Below are 15,179 nucleotides of genomic sequence, written 5' to 3' on the forward strand. Positions count from 1 at the left end.
GGCTCCCTCCTCTTAAGACCTCATAGCGCACTCAAGCACCGTTTCAGTAGTACTTGAGCAACCTCTTGACGGTAGGTGGCGCTTGCCCACTCGTCCTCTGCGTCTTGCAACATCGCACGGAGTGCCATTTGTGCCCCACCAGCATCCGGTCCATCCACCACCAGGCCAGGTGCTTTGCCAAAACCTCCCACGACTACCCGAGTTCGTCCAGAAGGCCATTTGGCTACAGCGATTAAAAGGATTGGGCGGTCTTCTGGTGTACGGGCAACATATTCATATTTCAGTTGGAGGTTATTGGCTACACGAATTTCTGTTATCAATACCGCATCTGGGGAACGCACTCCCCGTAACGCCAAAAAATCGCCCAAAGACATTTGTTGTTCCCCCGGCGCCCAAATCAATATCGCGTCCAGCGCCAATAAAGCACTTAGCAGATGTGAGCGACCATCACCGGTCACAATACTCCCCGCAATAGTAGCACGTTGGCGCAGGTTGTAAGTTGTCTCCTTACGGGCCGCCAGGATCAGATCGGGTTGAAGCCCCTCACACTCTACCAGTTGTTGCAAGGTAACGGTAGCCCCAATCTTTACCAGGTTACCTTGAGAGATAATTTGATTCAAACCCAAGTCTTGCAGGTCAACCACCGCACAATCCGGTTCTTTCATACGGCTCACCGTTACCCCACCCCCTAACGGAATGGTAAGAGGATGTGGGCGTTGCAATAACGCCAATGCCTCATTTAATGTTTTGGGACGATGATACTCAACGATCATGACCAACCCTCCTTGATTGAGGGCCACCCGGGAAGCCCAGGTGGCCGATCTGCAAAAGCAAAGCCTTAAATCTGAGCAAAGGTATCAATGAGGAGTTTATAGTCTCCACCAACCGGATATAAAATCGGGCAGGTTGCCCCAGTCTTGAGATATTCCTTGACCTTGGCTTTGGCTTCTTCTGGAGTACCCGAAGCCGTAATGCGATAAATCAAGTCTTCTGGAACCAGGTGCTTGGCCTTTTGGATCTGCTCATGGGTAGCCGGCCAGCCCAAGATGCTTTGAATTTCCGCTACGACATCGGGTGAAACCCCAGAGGCTTTTGCAATATGGGGTTGCTGGGCCAAATACTGACACAGCAGTTCGCGCGTCGTATCAATCGCACGATCATGATCCGGGTCTACCGAGCACACAATTAGTTGCGGTCGGTCTAAATCATCCACCCGACGTCCAGCCTTCTTAGCGCCTTTATCTAGCAATTCCATCGCCCGATAGTTATACTCTGGGGGCACGCAATAATTGAGCACCACCCCATCGGCAATCTCGCCAGCCAATTCCATCATTTGATCTCCAGTGGCGCCGATCATGATTGGTACATTGCGCGGTTCGCGCCGTCCATGGACGACATCCAGTTCAATCCCTTCCACATGGATAAATTCTCCATGAAACGTAACCCGTTCCATATTGAGCAGGCGACGCAACACAGTCACCGTCTCACGCATGGCTACCAACGGCTTTTTACGTTCAATGCCCACATTGCGCGCTAAAGGATCCCACCAGGCGCCAATACCACAAATGATTCGATTGGGCGCTAAATCATCTAAGGTTAGAAAGGTCGCTGCCAACAAGCCAATGTTCCGCGTCCAGTTATTGATTACACCGGAGCCGATCTTAATCCGTTCAGTGACCGCAGCATACGCCGCCATGGGCACAATGGCATCCCTTACCAGACGGCTTTCGGCTTGCCACACGGCTTCGAAACCCCGCTGCTCAGCATAACGAACAAATTCCAACCCTTCGCGCAGATCATGAGCATCTTGTAAGTAAAGTGCTACTCGTTCCATGATTTCCTCCTGGGGTAATTATAGAGTGAGTGGATTCATTTGGTGTTCGCGCCAGTACTCCAAATCTTCGGGCCAATCCAGGTCGAACGCAATTGAAGGCAATTCCAAGGTCCGAACCTCTAACCCTTTTTGGTGCGCCTGGCGACAATGAGCTTCGAATGAATTATTTCCAAACTGATACTCTAATGCTCCTGGCGGTCGAACCAGCAATGCATTGGTACCTCGCGAGTGACGATCAGGCACAATCACAATACCCCGTTCAAAGCGCGCCGATTTGAGGATTGTCCTAATATCTTCGGGGCTCGCCAACGGTAAATCTACCGGCAAGATCAACACCTCGCTGGCAGCATAAATTTGAGCCATGGCCGTGGCACGCCGAAGGGCCAGATTCAGATTGATGCGTCCATCTTCCTGTAAAGTGCGCGCGCGATACTGACGCGCCGTTGAGAGGATCGAAGAATCGCGGCTGACAACTAGAATTTCTTCGATCTCTTGCACGTCCTGCAATACTTGCAGAAGATGCACGTACAACATCTGATTTAAAAGCACTCGTTCGTGCTGGGATAACACAGCCGCTAACCGTGACTTCCCTTGATAGATCGGTTTAACCGGAACAATCGCCCAAGTGCTCATAGCGTGAGAGTCTCCACTATCTTTCGACCAAAAGCCATAACCTCTTTTGCCAGGCGAACACGATCCTGAACATTGTGCATTACAATGTCAGTTATCTCAGGTATTATACCGAGTTGCCTGATCTCCTCAGCCCATTCGATGTCCGAAACATCAATGACCAAACCTTGCAATAAGCCAGAATAATAATGCGCCACTGCCAGCGGACTCGGTTGCCATCCCATTTCCCGGAACATCTTTGCCGCAGGTCCCTTTAACGCCTGACCACCTATCAAGGGTGAAACTGCCACAACGGGTTTTCGACTAATCATCTCTCGAATCCCCGGCACCGCAAGTATTGGCCCAATGCTAACCCATGGATTAGAGGGACATATAATAACCAAATTGGCTTCACTTAGAGCATCAAGCACACCCGGCGCGGGACGCGCGGTTGAGACTCCCTCAAAACGAAAGGCTTTTACTTCCGGTTCGCATCTCTGGGCTACAAAGTAGTCCTGAAAACCAAGTTCTTCATCCTGTCGGGTTATCACAATCGTGGCGACGGGATCATCAGACATAGGAAGAACTTTGACCATTATTCCCCACGCGCGACAAAATGCGGACACAATTTGGGAAAGGCTTTCCCCCTCTTGCAGACGGCGCGTCCGTTCAAGATGCGTGGCTAAATCACGATCCCCAAGGCGGAACCAAGTTGGCCCACCTAGTCGCGCCAACTCTGACATGACCGTCCAGGTTTCCCCTTCGCGCCCCCAGCCCGTCTCCGGATTTGCCATTCCCGCCAGGGTGTAGCAAACCGTATCCAAATCGGGAGCAATGTACAGCCCCATATGCCGAAAGTCATCCCCCGTATTGACGATAACGGTCAGGCGGTCTGGTGAAACACAACGCGCCAGCCCATCCACCAGTTTCGCACCACCAACTCCACCTGCCAGGGCGACCACCCGCATGACTCACCCTTACCGGAACAAGTCTTGCTCTTCGGGACGGCGCAATTCCGAGAACGAAGACTCCCGCAGTGGATATGGGAACCCCCTCACGTGAACAACCGGACGTTTCTCATCCGCCTGTCCCATGATCAGTGAAGCCGCTGCAGCCAATTCATCCGCTGCGGCAACTTGTGTAACCCGCAATTGATAACCAAACAAATCGGGATGACCTCGTAAATCAACCAGCGCTGGTACACCCGCTACACCGATACAGACTCCCACAGTCCCTAACCGCCACGCTCGACCATGCGAATCTATGATCAACACCCCAAGATTAACCCCGCTGCGTTCGCGTAAAGCCGCTCGGATACGCCGCGCCGAGGCATCTGGATCCTCGGGTAAAAGAAGCACCCAGTCCTCGGGGTTACCATAAAGACCTTCAACATTGGAATGATCAATGCCCGCATTGGCACAGACAAAACCCCATCGGTGTTCAACAATAAGTGTCCCAGGGCGGTAACGCAACACGGCGCGGCTCTCTCGTAAAACCAATTCCACAAACCGGGCATCTTTACTGGTGAGCCGCGCCAATTCTTCCGCCTGTGCCGAAGGTGTAATTTCGCTTAAGTTGACCAGGCGCCCCTCAGCCTTCGATACAATCTTCTGGGCTATGACCAGGATATCGCCATCCTGCAACGTAATTCCATTGGACATTAATGCATACCACAAAATCTCACCCAAATCATCGCCCGGGCGAATCAACGGAATACCCTGCAGTGCGGTCAACGTCATGGAAACATTCATAACGTCATAGCCTCTCAGTCAGGCCGTGGCACCCCGGTAATGCGGATACCCGCTGATTGAACGCCAAATTGTTTATTGAGGCCAATAAGGATGGAGGTCAACCCTTCGACGACTACCGCGTTCTCAGATGGGCCTGCATCCCACCCTACTAGCCCTGCCTCTTTGACTAAGTCAAGTACAACGTTTCGGGCTTCCTTGTTCCCACCGCAAACCAGTACATCACATTCTACAGGTTCATCGTGTAATAGGTGCTCATAGGAAATGTTTTGAAAAGCAGCCACCACCTGAACATTCTCACCCAGAATGCGCTGCGCCTCCATGGTGGCGCTTCCATCTGGTGGCATCTGTACTTTGGTCACCTTGGGGGGAACTAAAGGTACCGTGACGTCAATCACGATTTTGCCCTGGACATAGGGTTTGATAAACTCGCACATATCACGATGAGCTGCATAGGGCACAGTTAACACCACAATCTCGGCCCGTTCTGCCGCTTGCTCATTGCTCATTCCGATCACTGGACGACCCTTCGAACCCAATAACTGATTGATGTCGCTGGCCGCTGCCTGTGCTTTTGCCTCCTGACGCGATCCGATGATCACCTGGTGCCCAAAACGAGCCCAACGATAGGCTAATCCTTTCCCTTCTTTTCCCGTACCGCCGATAATGGCAATGGTCCGCTGTGGGGTGTTCTGAAATCCTTCCGTCATGTCTTCAAGACTCCCAAGATGAGATTAGAACAAAGCATGATAACGTTCCCAAATGCGGGGAGCCAGTTGGCGCGCCTCGTAGGCAATTTTTTCCGCATCCAACGTGAGCAGTTCGCGATCCCGCATTAGCACTTTCCCCGCCACAATGGTTGTCGTCACCATGCTCTCGTGGAATCCAAACACGATATGCCAGGGTAAATTGTCGGGTGTCAGGGGTGTGAACGGTTGATAATCCACAAAAATGAGGTCGGCTTGAGCACCAGGTGCAATCACACCAATGGGACCACAGTTAAATTGCTGCGTAGCCAATGCGGCGTTGTTGTAAATTGCCATCCGAACAACATCTGTAGCGGGCATGCGGCGCGGATCCAAGTGCCATAATTTATGCGCCAGATAAGCCGCTTTCCACTCCTCCCACATCGCATTAGAAAAACCATCATTACCTAAGCCAACCTTTACTCCCGCCCGTAACATCCCTTCCGTTTGTGCCATGCCAACCGCGTTATTCATATTGGAGCGCGGCTGATGTGTAACCCAGGTGCCGGTCTCGACCAACAGATTGATTTCACGCACATCTACGTGAACAGCGTGAACAACGATGGATCTTGGCCCCAAAATGCCGTGGCGGTTAAGACGATCTACTACCCGTTCTCCGTATTTGTGTAGGCTATCATATTCATCAACGGGGTGCTCAGCAACATGAATATGAAATCCTATGTCTTCGCCTACCCTTTCCCGGCAAGTTTGCAAAGTGGCTTCACTTAATGTTAGAGAGGCATGCAGACCAAACATTGCCGCCAACCGACCGTTGAGCGGACGTTCGCGTTTGACATACTCAATAAAGCGAAGATTCTCCTCTATCCCGGCTTTGGCACGTTCGGGCCCATCCCGGTCAGTAACCTCATAACACAATGAAGCCCGGACACCGCTTTCTTCTACCGCGCGCGCAATTTGGTCAAGGGATCCTTCAATCGCATTCGGCGACGCATGATGATCAATTAAGGTGGTTGTGCCATGACGCACTGCGTCAACCAGGCAGACTAAAGCGGAATAATAGACCGCCTCTCGAGAAAGCGATTTATCTAATGACCACCAAAGTTTTTCCAAAATCTCAGGAAAGTCCGCTGGCGCCGGCCCCGGAATGGCCAACCCTCGTGCAAAAGCCCCATAAAAATGGGTATGCGCACAAATATTGCCAGGCATGACATACTGCCCTTTTGCATCCAAACGCTCTTCGTGAGGATATTTTGCGATCAAATCTTGGGTCGGGCCAATTTCACGAATATGATCCTTTTCAATGTAAAGCGCGTGATTCTCTAATATTCGATTGGGTGTTTCCCATGTGATTAGTGTGCCATTTGTGATTAACATAGCCACCTCGGGATCTTGTTCTTAAAAAATACGCCCGTGTCTAGTCATGTTCACGGGCGAAAACAAAAAATCCAGCAGACGTTATAGTTTACCGAAAGGGGGGAAGGGCAAATGGAGCTCTGCAAAACCATCGGATCGGTGGACCTTAGCCGGCGGCACTTTTCGACGGGCCCATGGGATTGCCCGACGCCAGTCAAGCAGCGCTTGAACTGACCACCGATTCCTGCATTTATTTTAGCACAAATCTAAGTCAGATGAAGTGTTTTTTGTCTTACAATTCAATTATAATCGGCTTATCTCGTTTTATTGAGGAGTTTTACTATGATGACGAACAAAGCTCACGCCTTGCGCTATGTTGATGCTAATCGTCAAGCGTTTCTCAACGCCTTGAAGGAATTCGCCAGCATCCCTTCGATTTCAACGGATCCTGAACATAAAGAAGACATACGCCGCGCTGCGAATTGGTTAGTCTCCGAACTCAAGCGGCTTGGTTTTGATAATGCCCAAACGGTCGAAACCGCAGGCCATCCAGTCGTGTTGGCTTATACGGAGCCTCGTCTAAACGATGCTCCCACAGTCCTAATTTATGGTCACTATGATGTTCAACCCCCTGACCCTTATGAGGAGTGGGAAAATCCCCCTTTTTCACCATGGCAGAAAGGTGAATATCTCTACGGCCGTGGTGTTTCAGACATGAAAGGGCAGGTCGTGGCAGCCTTAAAAGCTGTAGAAGCCATCACCGCGACGGCTACCCTCCCCTTAAATATTATTTGGTTGATTGAGGGAGAAGAAGAAATCGGTTCGCCCAATCTGAGTCAATTTCTAGAGCAGCACCGCCATTTGCTCAAGGCGGATGTAGCGTTAAATTTGGATACCGGCATGCTCGCCCCGGATCAACCCACAATCACCTATGGGTTGCGGGGTGTGGCCGCCTTTGAATTACGCGTCTATGGCCCTGACCACGACCTCCATTCTGGTCTCTTCGGCGGGGTCGTTCACAATCCAGCCCAGGCTCTCTGTGAATTGATCGCCGGTATGCACGATGCTTCTGGCAAAGTGCTTGTGCCCGGTTTTTACGATCACGTTCGTCCCTTGGATGATGAAGAACGCCAGGAATTAGCCCGTTTGCCTTTCAAAGAGGCCGAACTTAAGCGTAATCTCGGCGTTCCACAACTTTATGGCGAACCTGAATTTACCCCAATAGAACGAATTGGCGCACGACCAACGCTTGAAATCAATGGACTTTATTCCGGATATACCGGGCAAGGTTCAAAAACGATCATTCCCGCTTGGGCCATGGCGAAAATTTCCACCCGCTTGGTGCCTGACCAAGACCCCGAAGATATTCACCAAAAACTACGCGCTTATCTCGAAGCGAACTGCCCACCCACCGTACGCTGGGAATTAATTGCCCTTGCCGGCTCCCCGGCCTCTATTACTGACCGTCATCATCCCGGTGTGCGCGCTCTCGCCCAAGCGCTTAGAAACGTTTGGGGCAAAGAGCCCCTTTATCGCCGCGAGGGTGGAAGCGTCCCTGTCGTTGGAATGATGCAACGCATCCTGGGCTTGGAATCGGCGCTTTCAGGTTTCGGTTTACCCGATGATCACATCCATTCTCCCAATGAACGCCTGCATTTGCCCACATGGTATCGCGGTATCCAGGCAGTCATAGAATTTCTCATGTCCTATCCCGATTTCGCCCATTCCTAAGGATCAAACATGGCCGAAAATCTTAAACTTCCCTCTTACGGAGGACAAGCCCTGATTGAAGGGGTGCTCATGCGTGGTCGTTATGCCGTGGCAGCGGCTATACGCACACCACAAGGCCAGATTGAAGTCGTTAGTGAGCCGCTAAAAGGCATTTATCTCTCACGCCTGACCGCAATTCCTTTTCTGAGGGGCTTGGTTATTCTATGGGATGCGCTTGACTTAGGCATGCGTTATCTCTCACTTTCGGCCAACTTGCAAGCCGAGAAAGAAAGTGAAAAAATTGAGGGGGCTACTTGGGCAGCGACGATATTTGTGAGCCTGGCACTAGCCGTGGGGTTATTTTTCCTTTTCCCGGCGTTAGTGGGCAAAGGGCTTCAATCCCTACTTGGTCTAACTGGTTGGGCAACCAACTTGTTTGAAGGTCTAATCCGTTTGTTTGTGGTCATCGGTTACATTTGGGGCATCGGGCGTATTCCTGATATTCAGCGTGTCTTCGGTTATCACGGAGCCGAACATAAAACCATCAATGCCTTTGAAGCCAGCGCCGAGTTAACCCCCTCGAGTGTTGACCGCTATCCTCTTGAACATCCTCGATGTGGCACATCGTTCATCTTAACACTGGTTGTGCTCTCGGTGGTGCTTTTTTCGTTATTGGGGGACCTTCCATGGGTTGGGGTGATCGCAAGTCGCATCCTCCTCATTCCAATATTGGCTATGCTCGCCTATGAATACATTCGGTGGGCGGCCGACCATCGTAATCACCCACTTGTGGCTTGGTTAATCCGCCCTAACCTTTGGCTCCAGCAATTAACCACCCGTCCCCCTAGCCCAGACATGCTAGAGGTCAGTATCACCGCTTTTAAGGCCATGCTGGAACTTGAAAACCAACTTGCGCTAGAACGTAATCCTAGGTACCAAGTATCTGCACCACCAAGCGACGCTGCCGTGGGCGCACATCGAAGTCAATAAAGATAATTTGCTGCCAAGTACCTAAACACAGATGACGCTCCACGAAGGGGATAGTGATTGAGGGCCCCAACATCGAAGCCCGCAAGTGACTATGTCCATTATTGTCTCCCCAACGATAATGATGAGCATAGTCTCTTTCAGCGGGTATCCACTCGTCAAAAAGGCGTCTTAAATCGCTAACGCACCCCGGCTCGTATTCTATTGTGGTGAGTGCGCTGGTGCTGGAAGGGGTGAAAATAACAACCACGCCGTTTTCAATTCCACTTTCTTCTACAGCACGAGAAACAAGCGCTGTAATATCCTGAACATCCGTATTCCCACGCGTCATCAGCGACAAGTAAGTGGTCTTGACCATCTCCACTCCTCCATCGGCTTATTTGCAGCCGAGAGATTAAAAACTGATGCTATGGCTAGCCTTGACGGAAATATCGCGCATATTATACTGGGGTTGAATTCATCTTACCGAATCAATCCCAGGATGATCTTATGATGAAACCCTGGCAACTCATTCTGGTTGGTGTATTGGGTGGTCTCCTGTCCACAGCGCTTATCCTGCTTATCAGCGCACCTCCACGCTCGGAAACGATCATTCTTCGAACTCAAACGCCCTCCCCCTGGGTTATACACCTGTCGGGCGCAGTGACTCGTCCCGGGGTTTATGAGGTTCCCCCAAAGAGTCGGTTAATGGACGCTATAAATATTGCTGGCGGTTTGCTCCCCCAAGCCGATACGGACGCCATAAATTTAGCCGCACCTCTTAAAGATGGCATCAAAATCCGTATCCCGTTTCTTGGCGAAGAAACCTCATCTTCGTCGGCAGATATCACCTCTTCCGTTGAAATATATGATGAGGCTTCAGGAACAGAATCCGACCGTTTGGATATCAACCAAGCCAGTGTTGAACAATTAGAAACGCTTCCGGGCATTGGTAAAACCCGTGCCGAGGCGATCATCGAATATCGGCAGAAGCATGGTAAATTTGATACAATAGAACAAATTCAAAATGTTCCCGGAATAGGTCCTGGGATCTTTGAGCAAATTCGCGAATTTATTACTGTGACTCCATAAACGTCACTTTGTTGGGAGAACAGCCATGGCGGAATTAAAAACCAAACTTGAACTAGCGCTGCGCGATGCCATGCGTAGCAACGATGATGTGCGCAAGCGAACGTTACGCATGATCCTCTCAGCCATCCGCTTGGCCGAGGTTGAGAAAGGCAATCCGCTCGACGATAATTCAATCCTAGCCCTTTTACACAAAGAGATCAAATCCCGTCGCGAAACTATTGAAGACGCACAAAAAGGGCAACGCCCTGATTTGGTAGCCGCAGCACAAGCCGAGATCAAGGTTATCCAGGAGTTCTTACCCCAAGCCCTTTCAGAGGAAGAACTGATCGCGATGGCAAAAGCCGCAATTGAAGAAGTAGGCGCCAAAACGCCGGCAGACCTCGGAAAGGTAATGAAATTGCTTATTCCGCGGCTACAAGGTCGCGCTAGCGGCGATGAAGCCAGCCGAGTCGTGCGGCAACTCCTCCAAAACCAGGGGACATGAAAGGCATCACGGCAATTCCAAAACGGTTTGAGCGCTTGAATCGCCTTCTCATCAAGCGCGCCTTGCTAATCATCTGTAGCCTTCTTTCTCTTGGCGCGTTGCTTTTTCCGATTGCTATACGTCCTCCTTACCTCAGCCTCAAGGTTGGTGATGTGGCGACTCAGGACATCCTGGCTCCTAAGACATTAACTTTTGTGAGCGAAGTCCTGACGCGTCAAGCCCAAGATGAAGCACGTAATGCTGTTGCTCCTGTCTATCTTCCTCCAGACCCCTCTATTGCCCGCCGCCAGATCGAGAAACTGCAACTGGCACTGAACTATATTACAACCGTACGTTACGATCCTTATGCGACGCCTGACCAAAAGATTGAAGATCTGCGCGCTCTGAGTGATATTCCTCTTTCCGAGGAAACAGCCCGTTTGCTCGTTGATCTTAACGATAGCCAGTGGCAAACCATTCAAAAAGAAGCCCTTTTGACCCTTGAACAGGTCATGAGAGGTACCATCCGTGAAGATCGAGTTGAGGAAGCCCGGCAAAGCGTCCCCGGAATGATCAGCTTCACCCTTCCCGAAGAACAAGCCCGCATTGTAGCCGATTTAGTCACCCCGTTGGTTCAACCTAATAGTCTTTACAGCGAAACGTTAACCCAGAAAGCCCGAGACGAGGCGGCTAAAAAAGTCGAGCCCGTGACCCGTTCTTACTTGGCAGGTGAGGTTATTGTGCGGCGTGGGCAGTTAATCACTCCAGCGGTAATGGAGGCTTTGGAGAAATTTGGCTTGGTCGAAACCGAAAATCGTGTACGCGAAATCGCTGCGGCTACTGCGCTTGTGCTTTCTCTTACAGTTTTTATTGGGCTATATTTTACCCGTCGGCACACACACGCGCTTGAAAGTCTCAAAGCATTGCTCCTTCTGGCTTTGACCTTTCTTCTTTTCCTCTACGCTGCCCGTATCATTGTTCCTAACCGTGTGGTTGTCCCTTATTTGTTCCCCTTACCTGCTTTTGCACTCACAGTGGCCAGCCTATATAACTTGGAAATTGGACTAATCTTCTCCCTCGTGTTAAGCCTGCTCTCCGCCTATAACCTCCCCAATGCGCTCGGGCTATTTATGTTCTATCTTATGACCAGCATTGTGGGAATCCTGGCGCTAGGAAAGGCACGGCGTGTGGCAAACTTTTTCGCGGCAGGTATCGCTATTGGATTGGTAGGAAGCGCTATGGTCATTGCCTTCCGGCTGCCCGATCCCTTTGCGGATTGGATCGGCATTGCTACACTTATTGGTTCTTCCTTCATCAATGGAATTGCATCAGCGAGCCTAACCCTTTTACTTCAATTTCTTTTCTCCCAGGCCCTGGGTGTCGTTACACCGCTTCAACTCCTGGATTTATTGCGTCCCGATCACCCCCTGCTGCAATTTGTTCTGCGCAACGCACCGGGATCCTATCAGCACAGCCTGCAAGTCGCCAATCTTGCCGAACAAGCCGCAGAAGCCATTGGCGCAGACACATTGCTAACACGGGTTGGGGCAATTTATCATGATATTGGAAAGGCCGTAAATCCAGCCTTTTTCATTGAAAATCAAGCCATCGGAACACCAAATCCCCATAACGAATTAGATCCTTACACCAGCGCAGATATTATTATTCGACATGTCGAGGACGGGGTACAACTCGCCCGGAAATATCGTCTGCCCCCCCGCATCATTGATTTTATTCGCGAGCACCACGGGACCCTAATTGCACGTTATCAATATGCTCGCGCTCTTGAGGCTGCCGGAAATGATCCTTCTAAGGTCAATCCGGATCGTTTCCGTTACCCTGGTCCACCCCCTCAATCCCGGGAAACAGCATTGCTCATGTTGGCTGATATGACTGAAGCTCGCACCCGAGCCGAAATGCCCAGCGAGGAAGAGGAATTTCGCGCCCTAGTTCGCAAAGCCATTGAGTATTGCCAACGCGAGGGACAGCTCGACCAAACGAACCTAACTCTGCGCGATTTTTATTTGATCACGGAGTCCTTTACCAAAACACTGCGTAACGCTTATCACCCAAGGATTAAATATCCTGAAGTACAACCCACATCATCTTCACGCGTGGAGCAAGCTACCCATCCTATTGAGACTACTTCCCGCTAAAGATTATGATTAACCTGGTCATATCTCCCTCCTTTGAGTCCACAATCCCCCAAAAAGTAATCCTTAAATCAGCCGAGGCGGTTTTACTGCACGAACGAAAGGACGTGGATCTTTCCATTGTTATTAGCGACAATCAGGAATTACAGCGTCTTAATCGGGAGTTTCTGGGACATGATGCACCTACCGATGTGCTTTCATTTCCCCTGGGTGAAATAGATCCCGATACTCAACGTCTTTATGCGGGAGATGTGATCATCTCCTGGGAAAAGGTGGTCGAGCAAGCCCAAAAATCCGGTCATTCTCTTGAGTGCGAATTAGCCTTGCTAGTCATCCATGGGGTATTGCATTTATTCGGCTACGACCATGCAACGAAAGATGAAAAACAAGAAATGTGGCAAATTCAGGGCGATATCCTAAAAAATCTTGGCTGTGATCCGCAAATTCTTCCCGAATAGCGAGGCGGAAAGATGATCCAATTTCTACGTTCGCGCCTCCCGGCATTTCGACACGCTTTTAGTGGTCTGGGTTATGTATTGCGCACTCAGAAAAATGCCTGGATTCACGCCTCGGCCACCATACTGGTGATCGTTCTGGGATCTTGGCTAGGTCTCGACGCACTCCGCTGGGCAATTTTGATCTTTGCCATAGGGCTAGTCTGGCTAAGCGAAGCCTTTAACACTGCTATCGAGGCGTTTATAGACCTTGTCAACCCTGATACGCATCCCCTCGCCGGCATCGCCAAAGATACAGCCGCGGCTGCAGTTCTCATTGCAGCCATCACCGCCGCAATTATCGGCATCCTTATTCTTGGTCCCCCACTTCTTCAACGCTTTTTCCTCTCCTGATAAATGACCATCCCATTACCAGAAAGGGTTTCCGCTATGCGTCCATTCCGATTTGGTACTGTTGGGTCTCCCCTCTCCACACCTAAAAAACCCGGAGGATCTGTTGGGGCTGTGCATCAAATTGCGACTCTGGGGCTTACGGCGTTGGAATTGGGTTGGGTACAAGCCGTACGCGTCACACCCGAGACCTGTGCTCAAATTGCTTCGACGGCAAAAGAGTTGGGCATAACAATTAGCGTCCATGCCCCTTACTTCATCAACCTGAACGCCTCTGAAGAAGAGTGGCCAAAATCGCGCCAGCGTTTGATGGATGCGGCTTATTATGGCTACTTGGCTGGGGCTACGGACATCGTGTTTCACCCTGGCTCTTACTTTGGCGAATCCTCGGTTCAGGTGATGAAAAAGGTCATCGCTCGCCTCACGGGATGCGTAGAGGAACTTCAAGCGAGGCAAATTCAGGTTACTCTACGCCCGGAAACGATGGGCAAATCAGCCATGATTGGCTCATTAGAAGATGTCTTAATCATGAGTCGAGAGGTGCCTCAGGTACAGCCTTGCCTGGACTTTGCCCATCTTCACGCCCGGGCTGGGGACGGCTCTATGAATAGTTATGAAGAATGGATTGGGGTATTAAATGACTATGCGAAAGCCCTGGGGGAAGAAACTTTGCAACGGCTTCACATCCATCTTTCCGGAATTGAATACTCCGCGAAAGGGGAGCGGAATCACCTTCCCATCCAGGAGTCGGATTTCAATGTCCACGCTCTTTTCACAGCCTTACGCGACCGAGGCTGTGCCGGCCGCATTCTCTGCGAGAGCCCCAACCTCGAAACCGATGCCCTCTGGATGCAACAAACATGGGATGATTTGGCAACCAAGAAATAAAAAGGTGGGTTCCCAAGACCCACCTTCACTTTCGTCAGATTTTCAAGGGATAAGCCCTTGCCCTTTAAAGGTAATCCCGCAAATTATGCTCCACGGCATAGGCAGCAGCCTCGGCACGGTTGCTAACCCCCAGTTTGGAGAGTATGCTGCTGACGTAATTTCGCACCGTCCCTTCTCCCAGATAGAGGGCTTTCGCAATCTCACGGTTTGTCTTACCCTCGGACACCAATAACAAGACGTGCTTTTCTTGTTGGCTAAGGTTAGCAAAGGCCGAAGCCTCTTCCTCGCGCACCGCACGCCGTACCTCTTGAAATACGCGCTGGGTGACCGCAGGATCGAGCAACGCCTCACCTCGCCCAACAGCCTCAATCGCCCGAATTAGATCCTCGCGACCTATCTGTTTGAGGACATATCCGGATGCCCCCGCACGGATCGCCGAGAAGAGCATTTCATCCTCGGCGTAAGAGGTGAGCATGATCACCTTAGTTTCGGGGTACTTTTGGGTAATTTCTTCGCAGGCCTCGATACCCGAAGCGCCCGGTAAACGGATATCCATTAAGACCACATCTGGGCGTTGTTGAGCAACCTGCTCCAAGGCCTCTTTGGCCGTACCCGCTTCCCCAACCACCTCAAACTGGGGATGGTGTTCCAGCAACGCTCTCAATCCCAATCGTACAACCTCGTGATCGTCTACCAACAAAATTCTTTGTTTCGCCATAGCGATCTGACCTCCTCATCCCATTACCACGCCATTGAGTATATTCAAAAGGCCCGATTATGACAAGATGAGGAGGTTATATGAAATTAGTCA

17 protein-coding genes are annotated in these 15,179 nt (G+C 50.8%); 8 read left to right on the forward strand and 9 right to left on the reverse strand.

The genetic code is table 11. The annotated features are described in order from the left end of the window. Positions 1-20: 20 nt before the first annotated feature. From QYE77_RS02275 to ssnA, 7 genes are all read right to left on the reverse strand, one after another. Positions 21-773 carry an FAD binding domain-containing protein gene (locus QYE77_RS02275; protein ID WP_315623726.1) on the reverse strand — a complete coding sequence of 251 codons (753 nt, stop codon included), beginning with the start codon at positions 771-773 and terminating at the stop codon, positions 21-23. Between the two features lie 65 nt (positions 774-838). Beyond that, positions 839-1,834 carry an LLM class flavin-dependent oxidoreductase gene (locus QYE77_RS02280; protein ID WP_315623727.1) on the reverse strand — a complete coding sequence of 332 codons (996 nt, stop codon included), beginning with the start codon at positions 1,832-1,834 and terminating at the stop codon, positions 839-841. 18 nt (positions 1,835-1,852) lie between these two features. Then, the gene (gene cofC, locus QYE77_RS02285; RefSeq protein WP_315623728.1) at positions 1,853-2,467 is read right to left on the reverse strand and encodes a 2-phospho-L-lactate guanylyltransferase; all 615 of its coding nucleotides are present in this window, start codon (positions 2,465-2,467) and stop codon (positions 1,853-1,855) included. Further along, entirely contained in the window at positions 2,464-3,411 is a 948-nt protein-coding gene (gene cofD, locus QYE77_RS02290) for a 2-phospho-L-lactate transferase (protein WP_315623729.1), read from the reverse strand. Before cofD ends, cofC begins: the two co-directional genes overlap by 4 nt. Before the next feature lie 9 nt (positions 3,412-3,420). Further along, on the reverse strand, positions 3,421-4,194 hold the full coding sequence (gene cofE, locus QYE77_RS02295) for a coenzyme F420-0:L-glutamate ligase (RefSeq protein ID WP_315623730.1): 774 nt from the start codon (positions 4,192-4,194) through the stop codon (positions 3,421-3,423). Positions 4,195-4,208: 14 nt separating this feature from the next. After that, positions 4,209-4,901, reverse strand: a complete 693-nt coding sequence (npdG, locus tag QYE77_RS02300; protein ID WP_315623731.1) for an NADPH-dependent F420 reductase — start codon at positions 4,899-4,901, stop codon at positions 4,209-4,211. A 24-nt stretch (positions 4,902-4,925) separates the two neighbouring features. Beyond that, entirely contained in the window at positions 4,926-6,272 is a 1,347-nt protein-coding gene (gene ssnA, locus QYE77_RS02305) for a putative aminohydrolase SsnA (RefSeq protein ID WP_315623732.1), read from the reverse strand. A 321-nt stretch (positions 6,273-6,593) separates the two neighbouring features. On the opposite strand from ssnA, the gene QYE77_RS02310 reads away from it, so the two are divergent. Then, on the forward strand, positions 6,594-7,982 hold the full coding sequence (locus QYE77_RS02310; protein ID WP_315623733.1) for a dipeptidase: 1,389 nt from the start codon (positions 6,594-6,596) through the stop codon (positions 7,980-7,982). A gap of 9 nt (positions 7,983-7,991) precedes the next feature. Beyond that, the gene (locus QYE77_RS02315) at positions 7,992-8,951 is read left to right on the forward strand and encodes a DUF1385 domain-containing protein (protein WP_315623734.1); all 960 of its coding nucleotides are present in this window, start codon (positions 7,992-7,994) and stop codon (positions 8,949-8,951) included. Here QYE77_RS02315 and QYE77_RS02320 read toward each other — a convergent pair. Then, on the reverse strand, positions 8,890-9,306 hold the full coding sequence (locus QYE77_RS02320; protein ID WP_315623735.1) for a secondary thiamine-phosphate synthase enzyme YjbQ: 417 nt from the start codon (positions 9,304-9,306) through the stop codon (positions 8,890-8,892). The two genes, QYE77_RS02315 and QYE77_RS02320, sit on opposite strands and share 62 nt — an antisense overlap. A gap of 134 nt (positions 9,307-9,440) precedes the next feature. Here QYE77_RS02320 and QYE77_RS02325 point away from each other — a divergent pair, with 134 nt between their 5' ends. The 6 genes from QYE77_RS02325 (at position 9,441) to QYE77_RS02350 (ending at position 14,368) form a co-directional block, all read left to right on the forward strand. Then, positions 9,441-10,019, forward strand: a complete 579-nt coding sequence (locus tag QYE77_RS02325; RefSeq protein ID WP_315624910.1) for a ComEA family DNA-binding protein — start codon at positions 9,441-9,443, stop codon at positions 10,017-10,019. 25 nt (positions 10,020-10,044) lie between these two features. After that, complete coding sequence (locus tag QYE77_RS02330; RefSeq protein WP_315623736.1) at positions 10,045-10,503, forward strand: GatB/YqeY domain-containing protein; 459 nt, start codon at positions 10,045-10,047, stop codon at positions 10,501-10,503. Further along, complete coding sequence (locus QYE77_RS02335) at positions 10,500-12,638, forward strand: HD family phosphohydrolase (protein WP_315623737.1); 2,139 nt, start codon at positions 10,500-10,502, stop codon at positions 12,636-12,638. Before QYE77_RS02330 ends, QYE77_RS02335 begins: the two co-directional genes overlap by 4 nt. 5 nt (positions 12,639-12,643) lie before the next feature. Next, positions 12,644-13,093, forward strand: a complete 450-nt coding sequence (gene ybeY, locus QYE77_RS02340) for an rRNA maturation RNase YbeY (RefSeq protein WP_315623738.1) — start codon at positions 12,644-12,646, stop codon at positions 13,091-13,093. 12 nt (positions 13,094-13,105) lie between these two features. Further along, a complete protein-coding gene (locus tag QYE77_RS02345) occupies positions 13,106-13,483 on the forward strand; it encodes a diacylglycerol kinase family protein (RefSeq protein WP_315623739.1) in 378 nt (125 codons plus the stop codon). A gap of 111 nt (positions 13,484-13,594) precedes the next feature. Beyond that, complete coding sequence (locus QYE77_RS02350) at positions 13,595-14,368, forward strand: TIM barrel protein (RefSeq protein ID WP_315623740.1); 774 nt, start codon at positions 13,595-13,597, stop codon at positions 14,366-14,368. 64 nt (positions 14,369-14,432) lie between these two features. On the opposite strand, the gene QYE77_RS02355 is transcribed toward QYE77_RS02350, so the two are convergent. Next, positions 14,433-15,086, reverse strand: a complete 654-nt coding sequence (locus tag QYE77_RS02355; RefSeq protein WP_315623741.1) for a response regulator transcription factor — start codon at positions 15,084-15,086, stop codon at positions 14,433-14,435. Positions 15,087-15,179 lie beyond the last annotated feature (93 nt).

Source organism: Thermanaerothrix solaris (assembly GCF_032334255.1).
GTDB classification, from domain to species: Bacteria; Chloroflexota; Anaerolineae; order Anaerolineales; family Anaerolineaceae; genus Thermanaerothrix; species Thermanaerothrix solaris.